The following is a 20,007-nucleotide window of genomic DNA, read 5'->3' on the forward strand; positions in this document are numbered from 1 at the left end:
GTAACCCTCCTTGGGTACGGGTTAGGTCGTCGGCCTCGACACGGCGTCTGGTCGCTCGACGGGGATTCCCTTGTGGGAGATGGCGGGCCTCGCGGGCCCGCCGCTGCGGGTGGCGGGAGAGGACAAGGCCTGGAACTTCTCGCGCTTGAGACGCACCTGGATCATGTGCGGGCAGCGATGGTCGTCGTGATAGAGTTCCTGGCAGTGCATGCAGTAGATGCACTCGTTGACGTTGATCTGGCCCTCGGGGTGGATCGCCTGCACCGGGCATTCCTTGGCGCAACGCTGGCAGGGGGAGCCGCATTCCGGCCAGCGCTTCAGCCACTCGAACATCCGGATGCGGCCGGGGATGGCGAGCGCTGCGCCAAGCGGGCAGAGATAGCGGCAGTAGAAGCGCTCGATGAAGAGACCCGCGGAAAGCAGCGTCAGCGCGAACAGGACGAACGGCCAGTCGCGGGCGAATTTCAGGATGATCGCCGTCTTGAACGGCTCGACCTCCGACAGCACCTCCGCCAGCGCCAGCGAATAGAACGACAGGCCGAACAGGCCGAGGAAGATGATGTACTTGATCGGCCAGAGCCGCTCGTTCAGGCCGAACGGCACGGTTATCTGGGGCACCTTCAGGGCCTTGGCGACAGTGTTGGTGAGCTCTTGGAGGGCGCCAAACGGGCACAGCCAGCCGCAGAACGGACCGCGGCCCCAGAACAGCAGCCCCGTCGCCACTGCCGCCCACAGGATGAAGATGAGCGGCGCCGAGAGGAAGAACTCCCAGTTGAACCCGGTCATCAGGGAGTTCGTGAACGTCAGGATGTTGACGACGGAAAGTTGCGCGTTGGCGTACCAGCCCAGCCAGACCAGCGTGAAGAGGAGATAGCCGCGGCGCACCCAGGTGAAGAGAAGGGGGCGCCGGACCAGCCAGTCCTGGAAGAAGAATATGGCCGTGAGCACGAGGAGCGCCGCCGCCGTGATCCCCACGGACACGGTGTTCATCGCCCAGATGCGCTTCCAGAGTTCCTCTTCCTCGGTCTCCGGCTCGCCGGCACTGCCCGCACCCAGGTTGACGGTGGCCGGTGCGGGCGGGGTGGCCTCGGCCGCAGCCGTCGGTCGTGCCGGTGCGGCCGCCGGCTCGACCACCATGTATCGATCCGGCAGAGAGTAGCCGAGGTTGAACGGCAGCGAGGCCTTGTCGCGCGCCCCGAAACTGCGCTGGACGAGCAGCTGCAGCTCCCAGGGCTCCGTCACCTCGAAATCGAAATCTTCGGGAACGATGAAGAGAGCGATCTCCCGAAGCTTCGGCGCGCCATCCGCGGTCAGATCGCCGATCCGGGTGTGATTGCGGTCCCGGAACCGGATGCCTTCGCCCTCCTGCAGCAGCTCGATGCGATCGAAGATGCCGCCGCGGACATAGCCGGAGCCCTTGAAGGAATAGGCGCCGTCTCCGGCCACGATGATCGCCTGTTGCCCGTCTTCCAGCTTCTGGCGCAGGCGCTCGTAGCCCCGTTCGCCCAGAAGGCTCACGCCGATCGTTGGGACGCTGACGGGAGCGACGTAGAGCTCGATGAACAGGTCGTCGGGAGCGGGACTTTCCGGGCGATCTGCCGCCTCGGCCTGGCCCGCCTGGCGGAATGCCTGGGTCACCTCTCCGACCGTCAGGCGCAGGCTTCGGACCGAACCGTCGCCGAGAAGGCTCTGCCAGTCGCGCACCTCCTGTTTCGAAAGATCGAGTTCCCGGTCCTCTTCATGTTCATCGGCGTCTCCTGCTTCGGCAAACTCGCCTTCGCCCAGGCGACCGCTGCGGATCAGCTTCACCGCCGAGCGGACGATGCTGTCGCCCATGACCAGCACGGTGACGGTAGCGCCGCTCACGATATCGACCTGCGGATGCCGCTCCGCTCCTGCCGCCACGCGACCGAGATCCTTGTCGATCAGGGAATTGAGCGCCGCGACGACCCGCTCCTCCGGGATGCCGATCAGCACGATCGGTTCCGAGTGCGCGACCAGACGGAAGCCCCGGATGACGCCGGCCTTGTCGATACCGACGAGTATGTAGATTGGCTTGCCCGAGTAGCCGACCGAGCTGGTGAAGTCGGCATTGAGGTAGACATATCCGGTCAGTTCCTCGCCGCGGTAGACGGGAACGACCGGCGGGTCGCCCTGCAGTTCACCGAAACGGTCGGAGCCCGGGATCATCTCCGACGGCTGGGCTTGCTGCAGGAATTCCGCCAACCTCCCCGCCGCCGACGCAGGAGCCTGACCCACCAGTAGAACGAGGACTGCGAAAGCTATGCCGAGGAACGCGAGCAATCGACGATGCTGGCGTGCGGGAGGCTTGCTCAGGGGCATGATACTGGAAATTCCAGGTTTCTTGGGCGGTGCGTGGCGCGCGTCGACCCCGCAGGAACGTCCGCGATGGGTATCACTTCGGCGATGGCCGTCTTTGCGCTATCGCAAACTGCCGCGTGATCAGCGGAATTAAGATGACGGCTGATGCTGGTGTGGGAGGTCGGGAGACATGACCCTGTTGAAGTCGGAACCCTTTGCGGCCGTCACGTCGATGGACGAGCTTCTGGCGATCGCATCCGCGATGGAGCAGGAGGCCATCGACGGCTATTCGGCACTGGCCCGCCTCATGCGGCAGGAAAACAGGCCGGACATGGAAGCGGTCTTCGAGCAGCTGGTCGCCGAGGAGAACCAGCATCTGGGCAATGTCGTGCGCTGGTCCGAGAATGTCAGGAACAAGAAGCCCGACCCTGCGCAACTCCGGTGGGAGCCGGCAGACACGTTCGACGACGAGGGGGCGCGCAGCATCGCGCCCGCCCTCCTCACCGCCTATCGCGCCTTCTCGATGGCGGCCAGGAATGAAGAGCGCGCCTTCCTGTTCTGGACCTACGTGGCGGCGAATGCTGACCAGCCGCCGATTCAGGAGGCGGCAGAGCGGATGGCTCGCGAGGAAATGGGCCACCTGACGACGCTCCGGCGAGAAAGACGACGCGCATTTCACGAGCAGCGCGCCCAGCCGTCCGCGCCTGCGCTCGATATCCCCGAACTCGAGTCAAGACTGGCAGGCCTGCTCGCGGAAGCGGCTGCCGGCGCGTCCGGAACCGATGCGCCGACACTCGAGAAGCTGGCGGCAGAGGCGCTGGAACGGTCATCGACGGTCGCACAGGCGCCATTGGGCAAGTCGCCACTCTTGCGCGACGGGGTGCCGCCCGAGGTGTCCGGGCACCTGGCGCCACTCTCGGAACTGCTGCTGGACTGCTACCTCGATCTTGGAGAGAGGCTGGTTGACCAGGATGACCGCGACCGGGCGCAACGCCTCGCAGCAGGTGCCATACGATGCCGCGCGTTCGTCCGATCCATGATGAATGGGCCGAAAACCTGACGCCCCGAGGGCATTGGCCGGGAAGACCGAGCGGGTTCCGCGTTGATCCGGGCGCGTCCTGCAGGAGGCCCGATCGCGCCCTCGCCTTGGTTCATGGCCGGCAACGGCGAAGGATGGGGTGCATTCGCTGGCGCCGGATCCCGCGGCAAGTCGGCGCCGCTGGCCGCACGGCCCGATGACTCCCGGGATCAGCCTTTATGGGCGACGCGGTAGCTCTGGAGACCGGTCGTGGCCGATGCCCCGCACAATTCGGGAACCCGGTCCGCCGGGTAGGGCCGGCCGAACAGATAGCCCTGGCCGATGTCGCAGCCCCTGGCGCGCAGATACTCGGCCTGGGCGAGCGTCTCGACGCCTTCCGCGACGGTCTCGATACGCAGGCTGCGGGCCATCTGGAGCACGGCGTTGACCACGACAGCGCCGGACTCGGCATCGGCCAGGATAGGCGACACGAACGACCGGTCGATCTTCAGGACGTCCACCGGGAATTGCTGGAGGTGCGTCAGGGAGGCGTAGCCGGTGCCGAAATCGTCGAGGGCGATCGTCATGCCGGCGCTGCGCAGCGTCTCCAGCGTGCGGACGATCTTCTCCGAGCTGCGCCCGATGAACACCGACTCGGTGACCTCCAGCTCGAACAGCGAAGCCGGCAGGCCCGCCGAGGCAATGGCGCGAAGCACCCGTTCGGCGAAATCGCTCCGTCGGAAATCGGCGGCCGAGGCATTGAAGGCGATGCGGCCGAACTCCACCCCGTCCGCGCGCCAGCCGACGCAGTCCCGGATGATGCGCTCGAGCATGCGGTCCGTTATGCGGGTGGAGAGATCGACGTCCTTGAAGGCGGCAAAGATGCCGGCGGGCGACTGCAGGTGGCCGGCGTGGTCCATCCATCGAAGCAGCGCCTCGAAGCCGACGATCTTGCCGGACCGAAGGTTCAGCTTCGGCTGATAGAAGGGGACGATGCGCTCCTCCTCCAGGGCAAGCCGCGCGCTCGAGAGCATCGTGGCCCGGATCTCCGACGCCTGTCGCATCCTGGGGCTGAACCAGCGGATGGCGCCCGGATGATCGGCCTTCGCCGCGTAGAGCGCCAGATCGGCGCATTTCAGGAGATCACCCGCGGTGGCCGCGTCCCGGGGCCAGATCGATGCGCCCGCGCAAACGCTGACGACCGTGCGCAGCCCGTCGATCAGCACCGGCGCCTCGAGACCCGCCAGGACGACGCGCACGGTTTCTTCCCGCGCGTCCGCGACGGTCAGTCCGGTCAGGATGATCGCGAATTCGTCGCCGCCCAGACGGGCAACCGTCGCGCCGTCCGGGGCGGACGCCCGCAGCCGGTCGGCCACCGCGCACAGCACCGCGTCGCCCGCCGTATGGCCGAGGCAGTCGTTGAGCGACTTGAAGTTGTTGAGGTCGATCACCACCAGCCCGACGCAGCCACGGTCCGATTTCGCGCGCTCGATCGCCTCGTGGATACGCAGGGCATAGAGCCGGCGATTGGCAAGCCTGGTGAGGTTGTCCTCGTGAGCAGCGCGTTGCAGTTCGTTCTCGATGCGTCTTTGCTCGGTGATGTTGAGCATCGAGCCCACGAGCCGAACCGGGGCACCGTGCTCGTCGCGCACGATGAGGCAGCGCGACAGCATGTTGAGATACTCCCCGTCCCTGCGCCGGAAGCGGTATTCCAGGCTCCACTGGTCGCCGCCGCTCTCCATCACGGCCTTCTGGAGCCGCAGCACCCGATCCCGGTCGTCCGGATGGATGCGGTTTATCCACCACTCCTCGGCCATCCCGTTCCGGGCTTCCGGATATCCCAGAACGTCCTCGATCGCACCGGCCCACGTGGTCCAGCGGCTCTCGTATGACCAGTCCCAGATCACGTCGTTCGTGGCGCGGGAGGCAAGGCGGTAGCGCTCCTCGCTCTTTCGCAGATCCAGCTCCGCCCGCACCTGTTCGTCGATGTCCTCCAGCGTGCCGTACCAGGCGATCACTTCCCCGGAGGCCGCGCGGCGGGGGCGGGCGCGCGCGCGGAACCAGCGGTAGCACCCGTCCCGGAGCCGCACCCGATAGCGCGTATCGGCGACCTCGCCGTCTCCTGTCGCCACTGCCGTCCGCCAGAGCGCGATGACGTCGGGCAGGTCATCCGGATGGACGGGCGTCCTCCAGCCATCGCCGAGCGCGCGCCCCACCGGGATGCCCACCAGCTCGGCCCAGCGGGAAGAGATCTCGGTGATCCTGCCGTCCGTGTCGCCCAGCCACGGGATTTGCGGGTTCAACTCGACCGAGGCGCGATGGTGGGATTCGCTCGCCTGGAGATCGCTCAGCGCCTTCAGCAGGCGCCTGCGGTCCTCGCTCGCATCACGTGCCAGATTCTGACTCTGGTAGGCCAGAAACAACGCCACCGCGATGATCAGGATGCTGGTGAAGACGACGATGGAGCCGACCGTCTCGAGATCCACGCCGTAGGCCGCGACTGGCGCGCCGCCCCTTGTGACGGTCATGCTGGCCATGGCGACGAAGTGGAGGAACAGGATGCCGGTCCCCAGCGCGACCGCGGACGGCCAGGCCATCGGCAAGGCCGCGTAACGCTGCAGAAGCCCGCCCGCGCCGGCGCAGAGGGCGACCCCTCCGAACAGCGAGGCGACGACCAGCATGGCGTCGTACTGGACGAGGCCGGGGACCTGCAGCGCGGCCATGTCCAAGTAGTGGGCGACCGCCAGAGCGACGCCGACCACCGCGCCTCCCATCACGCCGCGCAACCGCGAGGCTACCGACCAGATCATCCAGCCGAGCACCGACAGCGCGATGGCGGAGACAGCCGAAACGAGGGCTACGGCAATGTTGACGCGCACGTCGAGGATCTGGGCGTAGCCGATCATCGCCGTGAAATGCGTGGTCCAGATGCTGATACCGGTGACGACGCCTGCCAGGATCAGCCAGTTGCGGCGCGGTGCGTCCCGCGTGGTCGCTGCCCGCTGGAGCAGGGTGGCGCTGGTGAAGCTTCCGATCACGCAGATCGCCACGGCGATCGCGACGAAACGGAAATCGTGCTCGTAGACAAGAAAGGAATAGACGCGCCACATGATCTGAGCACCGTTGGAGCGCCGTCCCGGCGGCTGAATCGTTGTGTCGAGAAATCATCGGGTGCGGGATGCCGACCGGCAATCGGCGGTAAATATTTCGCAGTAATGAGAGTATGCCGGGGCTAAATGTTCACAGGCACCCGGCGAAGCCAGTATTATTCAGTGAACAATTTTTACTAACATAGCTGGTTTGAAGGCAATAGTCGATGCAGCAAGGATGCGCGTTTCCTTGCTGGCATCGGGCCGGCTCCGGCGCGCCTCGAAAGCGGGCTTCGGTGCCGGCAATGCAGCTTCCGGCGCGGGCGGCCCCGGGCGCGGCGCACAGGGAACTGTGGGGGCGCCCGCAGGACCGTAGGCGGCAGGCAGGTTCGTTCAGATCGACCGGCCAGCGCGCAGGGTGGTGGCCCTGCCGCTTCCGACGGCAATCATCATCGGTCCCGAGCCCGCCATCGCGGAGCGCCAGCCGCTGGCGAAACCCCGTCGGGCGTACGCGGATCAGCCGGCGAGGCCGAACTCCACCGCGGCGATGGCAAGGGTCAGCAGAACCAGCGTCTCCGTGACGACCATCGCGACATGCTGCCAGCCGAGTTGCAGCATGTCCTTCATGTTGGTGCGCACCCCGAGTGCGGCGATGGCGATGACCAGCAGCCAGCCGGACAGGTCGACGGCGAATTTGGCGGCGACGGCCGGCAGCAGTCCGAGGCTGTTCATCGCGGTCACCACGGCAAAGCCGACGACGAACAGCGGCAGGCGGACGGAGTTGGTGCCGCTGCGCTTCTGGCCGGCGAGGGCCAGCACGATGATGACCAGCACGACCGGCAGCATCGCGACGCGCAGCAGCTTGATGATCGTTGCGACGTCGCCGACGTCGGTCGAGATCGAATAGCCGGCGCCGACCACCTGGGCGACGTCGTGGATGGTGGCGCCGACGAGGAAGCCGCTCTGGCTGGTGGTCAGGCCCAGCGCCGTGAAGAGGATCGGATAGAGGATCATCGCGATCGTCGAGAGCGTCGTCACCGACACGACGGTGAAGAGAAGATTGCGCTCGGTCTTTTCGTTATGCGGGATGACCGAGGCGATCGCCAGCGCCGCCGATGCGCCGCAGATCGCGACGGAGCCGCCGGTCAGCAGCGAGAAGCGCCACTGCTTGTTGAAGATCCGCCCGCACACGAAGCCGGTGCCGATGGTCAGCGCGATGAGGCCGAGGACCGTCGCGAAGGTGGAAAGCCCGAGTGACGCGATGTCGGCGGTGGTGATGCGCGCCCCCAAGAGCACGATGCCGATGCGCAGGAGGGACTTGGAGGAGAACTCGAGGCCCGGCTTGAAGCGCGGATCGACGGCGAGAAAGTTGAAGGCCATTCCGATCAAGAGGGCAAACAGCATGACCGGCGCGCTGTAGTGATCGGCGACGAAGCGGGCGGCGGCGGCGACGGTCAGTGCCAGCAGGATGCCGGGCAACAGGGGACGACAGCGCTCCTGGACGGCGGATAGGGAGGTCTCGGACATCGGGCTACCTGTCTTGCACCCAAAAGCGGGGTGTCTCCTGGAAAGGCTGCGTCATCGGGCCGATCGGGCGAGGCGGCGACAGCTGTCGTCCATCGCTCGAAGAAATCATGTTTTTTGTCTTATACAAGAGTTGTGCGAGTCGCAAAGCCTGGGAAGCGTCGATGCCGTTGCCGAAGCGACTGTCGCAAGCCGGAGGGCGCCCCGGGTTCGATCAAGCGGAGCACCGGACAACGGGGCGGGCTTCCCGCCCGATCGCGCGCCTGGTGGTGGCGCCACGCCGGTCGGCCGGCGGTCCCCTCAGCGCAGGTCGGCCTGGTAGTGGAAGCCGTCGGTGAGGCAGCGGGACACGCGCCATTCGACGGGGGTGCCGTCGAGAGCGAAGGCGACGCGCTCGATCGACAGGATCGGATGGCCGACGGGACAGCCAAGCTGCGTCGCGGTCTGCTCGTCGGCGGCGGTGGCCTTCAGCCGCTCCACCGCCCGCCCGATGGTGATCGCGAAGTGCTCGGAATAGAGCGCGTAGACATTGTTCGGCAGGTCGGGAAATTCGGCGAGGCTGGCAAAGCGCGCGAGCGGGAGCACGATTTCCTCGGCGATCACCGGCCGGCCCCCCAGGCGACGGATCCGCCCGATCCGCCAGACTTCGGCCGACGCCTCGATCTGCAGCATCTCCGCCGCGGCCCCGGCGGCTTCCCGGCGCCGCTCGATCACCTGGCTTTCCGGGAACAGCCGGGTCCCGTCATCGGCGGCGAGCCGGAAGAACTGGAACAGGATCCGGCCCTCCTCGGGCAGCGCCACGAAGGTGCCGCGCCCCTGCCGGCGGACCAGCAGATGCTCCGCGGCCATCGCATCGAGCGCCTTGCGCACGGTTCCCTGGCTGACGCCGAGCTCGGCGGCGATCTGGAATTCGCTGGGCAGCATCATGCCCGGCGTCCAGGCGCCGTCGATCAGGCGCTGGATCAATGCCTCACGGACCTGCCGGTAAAGCGGCCGGAAGGCGGGTGACCTGTCTGCCTCGCTCATGATCGGCTCCTGAGGATGCGCCGGGCAATTCTGGCCGCCCCCGCTTGACACGTCGATGTAAACATAATTTATGTCTTATACAAGAGTGGGGAGGCGGCGACTGCAAGGCCGCATCCGCCGCGAAAACCGCAATTCCATACCCGGAGGACCAAACATGAGCATCCCGCAACTGCTGGTACACGACCACAAGGACAATGTTGGCGTCGTCGTCGTCGAGAACCTGAAGGCCGGCACGGAAATGCTCTGTGTCGTCACCCACGACAATTCCTCCTTCACCATGACCTGCAACGACGACGTGCCGATCGGTCACAAGGTGGCGCTGAAGGACGTGTCGGCCGGCGACGTGGCGGTGAAGTACGGCGAGGACATCGGCCGCTTCAAGGCGGACGTGAAGAAGGGCAGCCATGTCCATGTCCACAATCTGAAGACGAACCGCTGGTGATCGCGCGGCGCTAGCGCCCGCCGCCGTCGCGCCGCGACGGACCAGTCCGACCGATTCGAAGAGAAAGCCAAAGCCATGCCGATCAATACCAACCGCAAGTTCCAGGGTTATCGCCGCGAGAACGGCCGCGTGGGTGTCCGCAACCACGTCGTCATCCTGCCCGTCGACGACATCTCCAACGCCTGCTGCGAGGCCGTCGCCAACAACATCAAGGGCACGCTGGCCCTGCCGCATGCCTATGGCCGCCTGCAGTTCGGCGCGGATCTCGACCTGCATTTCCGCACCATGATCGGCACCGGCTCCAACCCGAACGTCGCCGCCTGCATCGTCGTCGGCATCGAGCCCGGCTGGACGCAGAAGATCGCCGACGGCATCGCCGCGACCGGCAAGCCGGTGGCAGCCTTCTCGATCGAGCAGAACGGCGACCTGAAGACCATCATGGACGTCTCGCGCAAGGCGAAGGAATTCGTGCAGTGGGCGACAGAGGTGCCGCGCGTCGAGTGCGACGTCACGGAGCTCTGGGTCTCGACCAAATGCGGCGAGAGCGACACCACCACCGGTCTCGGTTCCTGCCCCACCGTCGGCAACATGTACGACAAGCTGATCCCGGAGGGCATCTACGGCGTCTTCGGCGAGACCTCGGAGATCACCGGCGCCGAGCACATCTGCAAGGAGCGCGCCGCCGACGCCGAGACGGGCGAGCGCTGGTACAAGATGTGGAAGGCCTACCAGGACGACGTGATCTTCGCGCACGCCACCGACGACCTCTCCGAGAGCCAGCCGACCAAGGGCAATATCGAAGGGGGCCTCTCGACCATCGAGGAGAAGGCGCTCGGCAACCTCGAGAAGATCGGCCGCGAGTGCCGCTACATCGACATTTTGGAGCCGGCCGAGGCGCCCGCGAAGGGCAACGGCCTCTATTTCATGGACACGTCCTCGGCTGCGGCCGAATGCGTGACGCTGATGGCCGCCGCCGGCTACGTCATCCACACCTTCCCGACCGGCCAGGGCAACGTCATCGGCAACCCGATCGTCCCGGTGATCAAGATCACCGCCAATCCGCGGACCGTGCGGACGATGTCGGAGCATGTCGACGTCGACGTCTCCGGCATCCTGCGTCGCGACATGACCATCGACCAGGCCGGCGACGCGCTGATCGAGAACATCATGCGCACCGCCAACGGCCGCGTCACCGCCGCGGAGGCGCTCGGCCACCGCGAGTTCGTGATGACCAAGCTCTACCGCAGCGCCTAATCGTCTCCGCATTCGAGCCATCGCCCATCCGTGGGCGGTGGCCGTTTCGTTTAGCGCCGCGCGGCTGACTGGCATGCCCGGTGGCCGGTGGCCGGCGCACCCCCCTCTGCCCTGCCGGGCATCTCCCCCACAAGGGGGGAGATCGGCAGCTTTGGCGGCGCCGCTTCCTCTCCATCGCTTCGGTACGCACAGCCATCGAACCAAAGGCGAAACGTCCGCGCGAGATCGATCTCCCCCCTTGTGGGGGAGATGGGCGGCAGCCCAGAGGGGGGTATGCCGCCGCAAGCACCCGAACCTGCTACCTCGCATCCGAAAAACCCCCGACAGGAGCCCTGCATGGCTGACGTCGTCATTGCCGAATTCATGGACGAGGCGGCGGTGGACCAGATCCGCGCCCGTCACGACACGCTCTACGATCCCGAACTGGTCGACCGGCCGGAAGACCTGGCGGCGACGGTCGCCACCGCCCGGGCGCTGGTCGTGCGCAACCGCACGAAGGTGAGCGAGGCGCTGGTCGGCAAGGCGCCGAACCTCGCCTGCGTCGGCCGGCTCGGCGTCGGCCTCGACAATATCGACCTCGCCGCCTGCAAGGCCCGCGGCGTCACCGTCTATCCGGCAACCGGCGCCAACGACGTGGCGGTGGCGGAATACGTGATCACCGCCGCCCTGACGCTGCTGCGCGGCGCCTATGCGGCGACGGCCGACGTCGTGGCCGGACGCTGGCCGCGCCAGCGCCTGATCGGGCGCGAGGCGATGGACAAGCGCCTCGGCCTCGTCGGCTATGGCTCGATCGCCCGCCAAACGGCGGCCCGCGCCCGGGTCTTCGGCTTCTCCATCGCCGCCTTCGATCCGTTCCTGCCGGAGTCTGATCCCGCCTGGCGGGACGCCGAGCGGCTCGACCTCGACGCGCTGCTGGCCTCCTGCGACGTCATCAGCCTGCACGTGCCGCTGACCGCCGAGACCCGGCACATGATCGATGCCGCGGCGATCGCGCGGATGAAGCCCGGCGCCGTGCTCGTCAACACCGCCCGCGGCGGCGTCGTCGACGAGACCGCCTTGGCCGCGGCGCTGCGGGACGGCACGCTCGGCGGCGCGGCGCTCGACGTGTTCGAGACCGAACCCCTGACCGAGGCGGCCGGCCGGGTCTTCGACGGGCTCGCCAACCTGATCCTGACGCCGCACATCGCCGGCGTCACGGCGGAGTCCAACGTGCGGGTGAGCGCCGTCACCGCCGAGAACGTGCTGAAGCATCTGGAGACGCTACGATGAGCGAGATCCTGTCCGTCGCGGCAGCCGAGGCGCTGGCCGCCGCCGCGCTGGAGCGCAGCGGCACCGGGCCCGAGCAGGCGGCATCGGTGGCGCGTGGCCTCGTCGCGGCGGAAGCGGCGGGCCAGAGCGGCCACGGCCTGCGCCGGCTCGCCGCCTATTGCGGGCAGGCGCGCAGCGGCAAGGTCGCCGGCCACGCCGTGCCGGTCGCCGAGCGGGTGCGCCCGGCGCTGCTGCGCATCGACGCCGCCGACGGCTTCGCCTTCCCGGCGCTCGACCTGGCCGTCGCCGAAATGCCGGGGATCGTCGCCGAGACCGGCGTCGCGGTCGCCGCCATCCGCCGCTCGCACCATGCCGGCGTGCTCGGCCTGACGGTGGAGCGCTTTGCCGAAGCCGGGCTGGTGGCGCTCATGATGGCCAATTCCCCGGGCGCCATGGCGGCCTGGGGCGGCACGCGCCCGCTCTTCGGCACCAACCCGATCGCCTTCGCCGCGCCGCTGCCGGAAGGCGAGCCGATCGTCGTCGACCTGTCGCTGTCGAAGATCGCCCGCGGCAAGGTGATGGCGGCCAAGCAGAAGGGCACGCCGATTCCGGAAGGCTGGGCGCTGGATGCCAAGGGCCGTCCGACCACAGACGTCGACGCCGCGCTCGCCGGCACGATGGTGCCGATGGGCGACGCCAAGGGCGCCGCCCTGGCGCTGGTGGTGGAGATGCTGTCGGCCGGCCTCACCGGCGCCAATTACGCGTCCGAGGCGACGTCCTTGTTCGACGACAAGGGGCCGCCGCCGGGGCTCGGCCAGTTCCTGATGGTGCTCGATCCCGTCGCCATGGGCGGGCCGCAGGCAGTGGCGCGTCTCGGCACGCTGATCGACGCCATCGCCGACGAGCCCGGCACCCGCATTCCCGGGCGGCGCAGCGGTGATCTTCGCCGCCGTGCTCTGGCAGAGGGAATCGAGATCGACGCCGAGTTGATGCGCACCATATCGGCGATCTGACAGGCCGGCGGCCAGAGGGCGCATCCGGCCGGGCGAGGGAGAGCCGGACGATGAAGCCCATTGCCAATCTCGATGAGGTCGGCTTCGACGACGTCGAGGAGAACGGCCGCTACACGTCGAGCCGCGCGCTGTTCAGCGACGCGATCGGCGCGCGCCAGCTCGGCTACAACCTCACGGTGCTGCCGCCCGGCAAGGTGCAGTGCCCCTTCCACTCCCATCACGGGGAGGAGGAAATGTTCCTCATCCTCGAAGGCGAGGGCGAACTGCGTTTCGGCGACCGCCGCTATCCGATCCGCCGGCACGACGTGATCGCCTGCCCTACCGGCGGGGCCGAGGTGGCGCACCAGATCGTCAACACCGGAACGACGACGATGCGCTATCTCGCCGTGTCGACGCGCGCCGAGATCGATGTCTGCGAGTATCCGGATTCCGGCAAGGTCAGCGTCGGAATCGAACGCCACGGCGCGCCCGGCCTGCGCAAGATGTTCCGTGCCGAGACGGACGTCGATTACTACGACCGTGAGCCGACCTGACGCCGGTCGGCGTCAGTCGAGCAGCTCGCGCTTCAGCAGGCTGTAGAGCGCCGATTTCGCCTCGAAGCCGACGCCCGGCACAGTCGGCAGGCCGACCCGGCTGTCCCTGACCTCGGTCGCGTCGGCGAAGCCGCCGAAGGGCTGGAAGACGTCCGGATAGGATTCGTTGCCGCCCAGATGCAGGCCGGCGGCGATGTTGAGCGACATCTGGTGGCCGCCATGCGGCACCACCCGCCGGCTCGACCAGCCGTTCTCCTGCATCATCGCCAGCGTCCGCGTGTACTCGACCAGGCCGTAGGACAGGGCGCAGTCGAACTGCAGGATGTCGCGGTCGGGGCGCATGCCGCCGTAGCGGATCAGGTTGCGCGCGTCCTGCATGGAGAAGAGGTTCTCGCCGGTCGCTATGCGGCCGGAATAATGCTGCGCCAGTTCGGCCTGCAGCGCGTAGTCGAGCGGGTCGCCGGCCTCCTCGTACCAGTAGAGCCCGTAGGGCTCGAGGGCCTTGGCGTAGGCGACGGCGGTCTCGAGGTCGAAGCGGCCGTTGGCGTCGACGCAGAGATTGGCGGGATCGCCGACCACCTCGATCGCGGCGTCGATGCGCTTCAAATCGTCGGCGAGCGGAGCAAGGCCGATCTTCATCTTGCAGACCGTGTAGCCGCGGTCGACATAGGACCGCATCTCGTCCTTGAGGCCCTCGATCTCCTTGCCCGGGTGATAGTAGCCGCCGGCGGCGTAGACCCATACGTCGTCATCGGCGACGCCGTCCCTGTAGCGGTCGGCCAGCAGCCGGTAGAGCGGCTTGCCGGCGATCTTCGCCACCGCATCCCAGACCGCCATGTCGATCGTGCCGACAGCGACCGAGCGCTCGCCGTGCCCGCCCGGCTTCTCGTTGGTCATCATGGTCTTCCAGATGGCGAACGGGTCGAGATTGTCGTTGGCCTCGTCGACCAGCGTCGCGGGATCGGCTTCCATCAGACGCGGGATGAAGCGCTCGCGCATCAGCGAGCCCTGGCCGTAGCGGCCGTTGGAATTGAAGCCGAAGCCGACGACCGGCCTGCCGTCGCGGACCTGGTCGGTGACCACCGCGACGACCGAGCAGGTCATCTTCGAGAAATCGATGAAGGCGTTGGCGATCGGGCTGGCGATCGAGACCGTCTTTTCCCGGATGTCGATGATGCGCATGTGGCGTTCCTGGTTGTTGGTCTTCGAGGGTGGCGACCGATCCACCCCCCTCTGCCTGCCGGCATCTCCCCCACAAGGGGGGAGATCGATACCGATGCCGCAAGTCTTTTCATGATGCGAGGCACTTCGGCCTGCGAGCCGGGCTCGGCCCCCAAAGCCGTCGATCTCCCCCCTTGTGGGGGAGATGCCGGCAGGCAGAGGGGGGTATGTCCCTCCGCTCAGGGTAGAGGGGTGTCCGGCCTCAACCGCCCGCTGCCGGCAACATCAGCCCGCGGAGATCACGCTGGCGATCGCGTCGCCGCATTCGGCGGTGCTGGCCTTGCCGCCCATGTCGCGGGTGCGCGAGGCGGGGTCGGCGATCACCGTCTCCATCGCCGCGATCACGGCGTCGGCGGCGTCCTTGTGGCCGAGATGCTCGAGCATCATCGCCGCCGACCAGATCTGGCCGATCGGGTTGGCGATGCCCTTGCCGGCGATGTCCGGAGCCGAGCCGTGCACCGGCTCGAACATCGACGGGAAGTCGCCCTCGGGATTGATATTGGCCGAGGGCGCAATGCCGATCGAGCCGGCCACCGCCGGGCCGAGATCGGAGAGGATGTCGCCGAAGAGGTTGGAGCCGACGACGACGTCGAACCAGTCCGGATGCTGGACGAAATGCGCGCAGAGAATGTCGATATGGTACTGGCTGGTGGCGATGTCGGGATAGTCCGCCTTCATCGCGGCGAAGCGCTCGTCCCAGAACGGCATGGTGTGGATGATGCCGTTCGACTTGGTGGCCGAGGTCACCTGCTTGCGGGGCCGCGTCCTGGCGAGTTCGAAGGCGTAGCGCAGCACCCGGTCGACGCCGCGGCGGGTGAAGATCGATTCCTGGATGGCGAGCTCGTTTTCGGTGCCGCGATAGAGCCGGCCGCCGGCCTCGGAATATTCCCCTTCGACATTCTCGCGGACAACATAGAAGTCGATGTCCTTCGGGCCGCGATTGGCAAGCGGGCTGGTGGTGCCCTTGAGCAGCCGCACCGGCCGCAGGTTGACGTACTGGTTGAAGTCGCGACGGATCGGGATGAGCAGGCCCCACAGCGAGACGTGGTCGGGCACTTCCGGCCAGCCGACCGCGCCGAGGAACACCGCGTCGTGCTGGCGGAACCGGTCGAGGCCGTTCTCCGGCATCATCCGCCCGTGCTTCTTGTAGTAGTCGCAGCTCCAGTCGACCTCGTCGAACTGGAAGGCGATGTCGAACCGTCGGCCGACGGCTTCGAGGACCCGCATGCCCTCGGGTACGACCTCGCGGCCGATGCCGTCGCCGGGAATGGTCGCGATCTTCAGGCGGTTGGTTGCGGACATGCGGGGGTACTCCGTATTTTCAGGTGCGGCGTCGGGCCAAGGCAGGCGCGGCCGGTCTAGAAGAACATGCCGGTCGGCATCGGGATGAGCAGGACCCTCGCCATCACCAGGTAGAAGACGGTGAGGATGGCAAGGCCGATGGCCACGAGGGCGGCGCCCTCGCGCAGCGACATGCGGTCATGGGTGGCCACGAGCATGATCGCGAAATAGGCCAGCACGCTCGAGACGAAGAAGCCGAGGATCGGGATCAGCACGATCCAGACGATCATCGCCAGCAGGAACAAGAGGCGGCGCGGCATCGACTCGTGGCTGGCCTCGGGCTGCGCCTCGCCCGGCGTCGCCGCCGGAACCGGGCGCATGCCCAAGACGACATTGCGCAGGATGAGCGCCAGCGCGAAGACGATCATCGCGACGGAGATGGTGATCGGGAAGACCGAGCCCATCGGGGACATGCTGTCGGTCTGCAGGATCAGGAAGGCGCCGAGCGCGACGAACACGGCGGCCAGGATCGTTCCCGGCACGTCGTGCGGCTTTCTAAGGCTGGCCATCGCGGCTCTCCACGGTGATGTCGGCATGGGACTTGCGGGCCCGCCTGGCGCCGATCGCCGAGGCAATCAGCGGATAGAACAGGGTCAGCGCGGCGAAGGCCACGATGGCCATGGAGATCGGACGGCCGAAGAACATGCCGAGCACGTTCCCCTGGGCATTGCCGATCAGATAGCTCTGGACGAAGCCCTGCTCGGCGATCTGGCCGAGCACCAGGCCGAGCACAATCGGCGAGGGGGCGTAGCCGTTGCGGTTCAGCAGCCAGCCGACGATGCCGAGGCCGAGCATCACCGCCACGTCGTTGAGGTTGTTGTGGATGGCAAAGCTGCCGACCACGGTCATGAAGGCGATGGTCGGCACCAGCGCCGATTTCGGGATCGCCACGATGCTCTTGTAGGCGTAGCGGCCGATGAGCAGGCCGACCGGCAGCATGATCAGCGTGCCGATGATGAGGCCGAAGATGAACGTGTAGACGATCGAGCCCTGGGTGGTGAACAGGGTCGGTCCGATGCGGATGCCCTGGACGAGCAACGCGCCGAGGATGACGGCGTCCGGCGGCGTGCCGGGAATGCCGAGCACGAGGGTCGGGATAAAGCCGCCGCCGACGGTGGCGTTGTTGGCCGATTCCGTGGCGATGATGCCGCCCGGCTCGCCGGTGCCGTAGCGCTCGGGATGCTTGGAGGAGCGGCGCGCCTCGGAATAGGAGACGAGGCTTGCCACCGAGCCGCCGGCGCCCGGCAGGATGCCGACGATCGTGCCGATCAGCGACGAGCGGATCAGGTTGACCTTCTCCTTCATCGTGATCGCGAAGGCTTCCTTGAGGCGGAAGCCGCCGCTCTCCGCGGCGACCCGCAGATGCGGATCGCGCGTGGCGACGAGGTCGATGAGAACGGGAATGCAATAGAGGCCGATCAGGCCGGCGACGATGTTGATGCCGCCGAGCAGCACCTGGCTGCCCATGGTGAAGCGCACGTCGGCGCCGATCACCGCGATGCCGACCATCGACAGGAGCAGGCCGAGGCAGGCGCCGATCAGGCCCTTCAGGAGATTGCCGACGGACAGCGCCGAGATCAGCGTCAGGCCGAACACCGCCAGCCAGAAATACTCCGGCGGGCCGAAGGCGAGGGCGACCTGCGCCAGCGGCGGGGCGAGGAACATGAGCAGCAGCGCCCCGACCAGGCCGCCGGTCACCGAGGCGAGGGTCGCCAGGCTGACGGCGAGCGCGCCGTCGCCGCGCTTGGCCATCGGGAAGCCGTCGAAGGTGGTGGCGATGGCGGAAGGCGTGCCCGGCGTGTTGACGAGGATCGCCGAATAGGAGCCGCCGTAGATCGCGCCGGTGTAGATCGCGCCGAGCACGATCAGGCCGGAGGCGGGATCCATGGTGAAGGTGAAGGGTACGAGAACCGCGACGGCCATGGTCGCGGAAAGGCCGGGCAGGGCGCCGATGACGATGCCCGCGACCACGCCGACGAAGGCGAGGACGAGGTTCATCGGCGTCAACGCCTCGGCGAGGTAGACGAGCTTGTCCATGGCGTCCGCTTCAGAGGGGGCGAGGAAAGAAGGGCGGAAGCGTCAGTTGCGCTTCCGCCCCGATCGGCTGCCGGATCAGTTCTTGGCGATGCCCATCTGCTTGGCGGTTTCCTCGTACTCCGCCTTGCGCTCCGCCATGAAGGCTTCCATCTCGCCGTACGGCACGTCGATCACGACGAAGCCGCCATCCTTCATCTTCTGGATGAATTCGGGGTCGGCGTTGATCTTGCCGATCAGGTCGGAAACCTGCTGGCGCACATCTTCGGGGGTCGAGTTCGGAACCGCCACGCCGCGATAGGCGCCGCCGGACATGTCGTAGCCGAGCTCCTTGAAGGTCGGCACGTCCGGGAAGCTCGGCACGCGTTCGTCGGCCGCGACCGCGAGAACGCGGACCGCGTCACCCTGGTTGAGGGCGGCGGTGGTGTAGCTGAAGCCCGCCTGCACCTGGTTGCCGAGCACGGCGGTGGTCGCCGGGCTGGTGCCGGAGAACGGGATGTAGGTCGTGGCGACGCCCGCAAGGCGGTCGAAGGTTTCCTTGGCGACATGGTTCGCCGAGTTCGTGCCGGAACCGGAGAACGTCACGAGGCCCGGATTTTCCTTGGCGTAGGTGACGAGGTCCTCGAGCGTCTTGAACTGGCTGTCGGCCGGCACGATGATCGCGTCGGGCGTATAGTGGAAGAAGTAGACGTTGGTCAGATCTTCGGTGGCGTAGCCGACGTCCTGGGCCATCGGCTGCATGATGATGTGGGGCAGGTTCGTGCCCATGATCGTGTAGCCGTCGCCTTCCATGCCGTTCAGCTGCGACCAGGCCTGGGCACCGCCGGCACCTTCCAGATACTGCACGACCATGCTCTGGCCGGTCAGCTTCTCGAACACCGGCTGCTGCAGACGGGCCGCGATGTCGGACTCGCCGCCGGCATTGAACGGAATGATGTAGTTGACCGGTTTGTTGGGATAGTCCTGCGCACCGGCGGACATGGCCGAAAGGCCGAGCGCCATGGCGGCGCCTGCAAGAATGGTCGTGAGTTTCACGGCGTAATCCTCCCTGGATCTTCATGAACGGCAACCGCGGCCTCCCAGCCATGGCGGATGCGTCGCGGCTATCTGGGACGATCGTTCGCCGAATGTCAATCTTGCGTTCGTTGTTGCATGCATCAGAGCATGCATCATTTGCGCCCTTGGGCGGCTCGCGGTAGACTGGCTTCCCACAGGGAGCCCCATATGTCCGATGCAGCCGCGCTCTTCGAAACCGACAGCGTCGAGCGCAAGCCGCCTCTCGTCGAAGCCGCCTACGACGCGCTGAAACAGGCGATCCGCGACGGCATGTTTCCGCCAGGCTTCCAAGGGTCGGAACTGGAGATGGCGCACCGGCTCGGCATGAGCCGGACCCCGGTGCACCAGGCGATCATCCGCCTGCAGAGCGAAGGCATGGTGGAGCTGCGGCCGAAGCGGGGCGTGGTGATCCGCAGCCTGTCGCCGGACGACATGCGGGAGGTCTACGACGTCATCATCGCCGTCGAGGGCATGGCGGCGCTGCTGCTGGCCGAGCAGCCGGCGGCCGCCCGCCAGGCGGTCTGCGACGACCTGGAAGCCATGAACGAGGAGCTCGTCGAGGCCCTCGACCGCGACGACCTCGCCCGCTGGGCCGATGTCGATGCGCGCTTCCACGCCGTGCTCGTCGAGGGAAGCGGCAACAGCCGGCTGGCCAAGATCGCGCGGATAAACATCGACCAGTCCTACCGGGCCCGGCGGCTCACTTTGCGCTTCCGGCCGAAACCGGTGCACTCCATCGGCGAGCACCGGCGGATCATCGCCGCCGCCCGGGAAGGCGATGCGGCCGGCGCGCGGCAGATGGCGCAGGACCACAAGATCAAGGCCCGGGACCTCATCGTCGCGCTGCTGAAGCGCTACGACATGAAGCATCTCTGATCCGGCGCAG

Annotated in this window: 16 protein-coding genes; 7 read left to right on the forward strand and 9 right to left on the reverse strand. The window is 67.2% G+C overall.

Translation table 11 applies throughout. The features are described 5' to 3' along the window. Window positions 1–21: 21 nt before the first annotated feature. Window positions 22–2,343, reverse strand: coding sequence for a NosR/NirI family protein (locus tag LXB15_RS20840; protein WP_233950253.1), 2,322 nt, complete (start codon window positions 2,341–2,343; stop codon window positions 22–24). A 169-nt stretch (window positions 2,344–2,512) separates the two neighbouring features. Here LXB15_RS20840 and LXB15_RS20845 point away from each other — a divergent pair, with 169 nt between their 5' ends. After that, a complete protein-coding gene (locus tag LXB15_RS20845) occupies window positions 2,513–3,382 on the forward strand; it encodes a ferritin family protein (protein WP_233950254.1) in 870 nt (289 codons plus the stop codon). 188 nt (window positions 3,383–3,570) lie between these two features. Here the strand turns inward: LXB15_RS20845 and LXB15_RS20850 are convergent, their stop codons facing one another. From LXB15_RS20850 to LXB15_RS20860, 3 genes are all read right to left on the reverse strand, one after another. Continuing rightward, complete coding sequence (locus LXB15_RS20850) at window positions 3,571–6,450, reverse strand: EAL domain-containing protein (protein WP_233950255.1); 2,880 nt, start codon at window positions 6,448–6,450, stop codon at window positions 3,571–3,573. A 495-nt stretch (window positions 6,451–6,945) separates the two neighbouring features. Further along, on the reverse strand, window positions 6,946–7,956 hold the full coding sequence (locus LXB15_RS20855; protein ID WP_233950256.1) for a YeiH family protein: 1,011 nt from the start codon (window positions 7,954–7,956) through the stop codon (window positions 6,946–6,948). A 297-nt stretch (window positions 7,957–8,253) separates the two neighbouring features. Then, entirely contained in the window at window positions 8,254–8,979 is a 726-nt protein-coding gene (locus tag LXB15_RS20860) for a GntR family transcriptional regulator (protein WP_233950257.1), read from the reverse strand. Between the two features lie 154 nt (window positions 8,980–9,133). Here LXB15_RS20860 and LXB15_RS20865 point away from each other — a divergent pair, with 154 nt between their 5' ends. The 5 genes from LXB15_RS20865 (at window position 9,134) to LXB15_RS20885 (ending at window position 13,469) form a co-directional block, all read left to right on the forward strand. Next, window positions 9,134–9,421 (forward strand): UxaA family hydrolase, encoded by a 288-nt coding sequence (locus LXB15_RS20865; protein ID WP_183208665.1) that lies wholly within the window; start codon window positions 9,134–9,136, stop codon window positions 9,419–9,421. Between the two features lie 75 nt (window positions 9,422–9,496). After that, a complete protein-coding gene (locus LXB15_RS20870) occupies window positions 9,497–10,675 on the forward strand; it encodes a UxaA family hydrolase (protein WP_233950258.1) in 1,179 nt (392 codons plus the stop codon). Window positions 10,676–11,011: 336 nt separating this feature from the next. After that, window positions 11,012–11,944: a hydroxyacid dehydrogenase gene (locus tag LXB15_RS20875; protein ID WP_233950259.1), complete on the forward strand. Its 933-nt coding sequence runs from the start codon at window positions 11,012–11,014 to the stop codon at window positions 11,942–11,944. Next, a complete protein-coding gene (locus tag LXB15_RS20880; RefSeq protein WP_233950260.1) occupies window positions 11,941–12,936 on the forward strand; it encodes an Ldh family oxidoreductase in 996 nt (331 codons plus the stop codon). Before LXB15_RS20875 ends, LXB15_RS20880 begins: the two co-directional genes overlap by 4 nt. Before the next feature lie 50 nt (window positions 12,937–12,986). Beyond that, on the forward strand, window positions 12,987–13,469 hold the full coding sequence (locus tag LXB15_RS20885; protein ID WP_233950261.1) for a cupin domain-containing protein: 483 nt from the start codon (window positions 12,987–12,989) through the stop codon (window positions 13,467–13,469). Window positions 13,470–13,481: 12 nt separating this feature from the next. On the opposite strand, the gene LXB15_RS20890 is transcribed toward LXB15_RS20885, so the two are convergent. The 5 genes from LXB15_RS20890 to LXB15_RS20910 form a co-directional block, all read right to left on the reverse strand. Next, window positions 13,482–14,651 (reverse strand): mandelate racemase/muconate lactonizing enzyme family protein, encoded by a 1,170-nt coding sequence (locus LXB15_RS20890; protein ID WP_233950262.1) that lies wholly within the window; start codon window positions 14,649–14,651, stop codon window positions 13,482–13,484. A 264-nt stretch (window positions 14,652–14,915) separates the two neighbouring features. Continuing rightward, window positions 14,916–15,992: a tartrate dehydrogenase gene (locus tag LXB15_RS20895; protein ID WP_233950263.1), complete on the reverse strand. Its 1,077-nt coding sequence runs from the start codon at window positions 15,990–15,992 to the stop codon at window positions 14,916–14,918. A 56-nt stretch (window positions 15,993–16,048) separates the two neighbouring features. Further along, a complete protein-coding gene (locus LXB15_RS20900) occupies window positions 16,049–16,540 on the reverse strand; it encodes a tripartite tricarboxylate transporter TctB family protein (RefSeq protein ID WP_233950264.1) in 492 nt (163 codons plus the stop codon). Further along, window positions 16,527–18,068 (reverse strand): tripartite tricarboxylate transporter permease, encoded by a 1,542-nt coding sequence (locus LXB15_RS20905; protein ID WP_233950265.1) that lies wholly within the window; start codon window positions 18,066–18,068, stop codon window positions 16,527–16,529. The genes LXB15_RS20900 and LXB15_RS20905 overlap by 14 nt, the downstream gene beginning before the upstream one ends. Before the next feature lie 75 nt (window positions 18,069–18,143). Then, complete coding sequence (locus tag LXB15_RS20910; RefSeq protein WP_233950266.1) at window positions 18,144–19,100, reverse strand: tripartite tricarboxylate transporter substrate binding protein; 957 nt, start codon at window positions 19,098–19,100, stop codon at window positions 18,144–18,146. 189 nt (window positions 19,101–19,289) lie between these two features. Between LXB15_RS20910 and LXB15_RS20915 the strand changes: the two genes are divergently transcribed. Then, window positions 19,290–19,997 (forward strand): GntR family transcriptional regulator, encoded by a 708-nt coding sequence (locus tag LXB15_RS20915; RefSeq protein ID WP_233950267.1) that lies wholly within the window; start codon window positions 19,290–19,292, stop codon window positions 19,995–19,997. Window positions 19,998–20,007 lie beyond the last annotated feature (10 nt).

Origin of the sequence: Aurantimonas sp. HBX-1 (assembly GCF_021391535.1) — a bacterium.
Lineage (GTDB): Bacteria > Pseudomonadota > Alphaproteobacteria > Rhizobiales > Rhizobiaceae > Aurantimonas.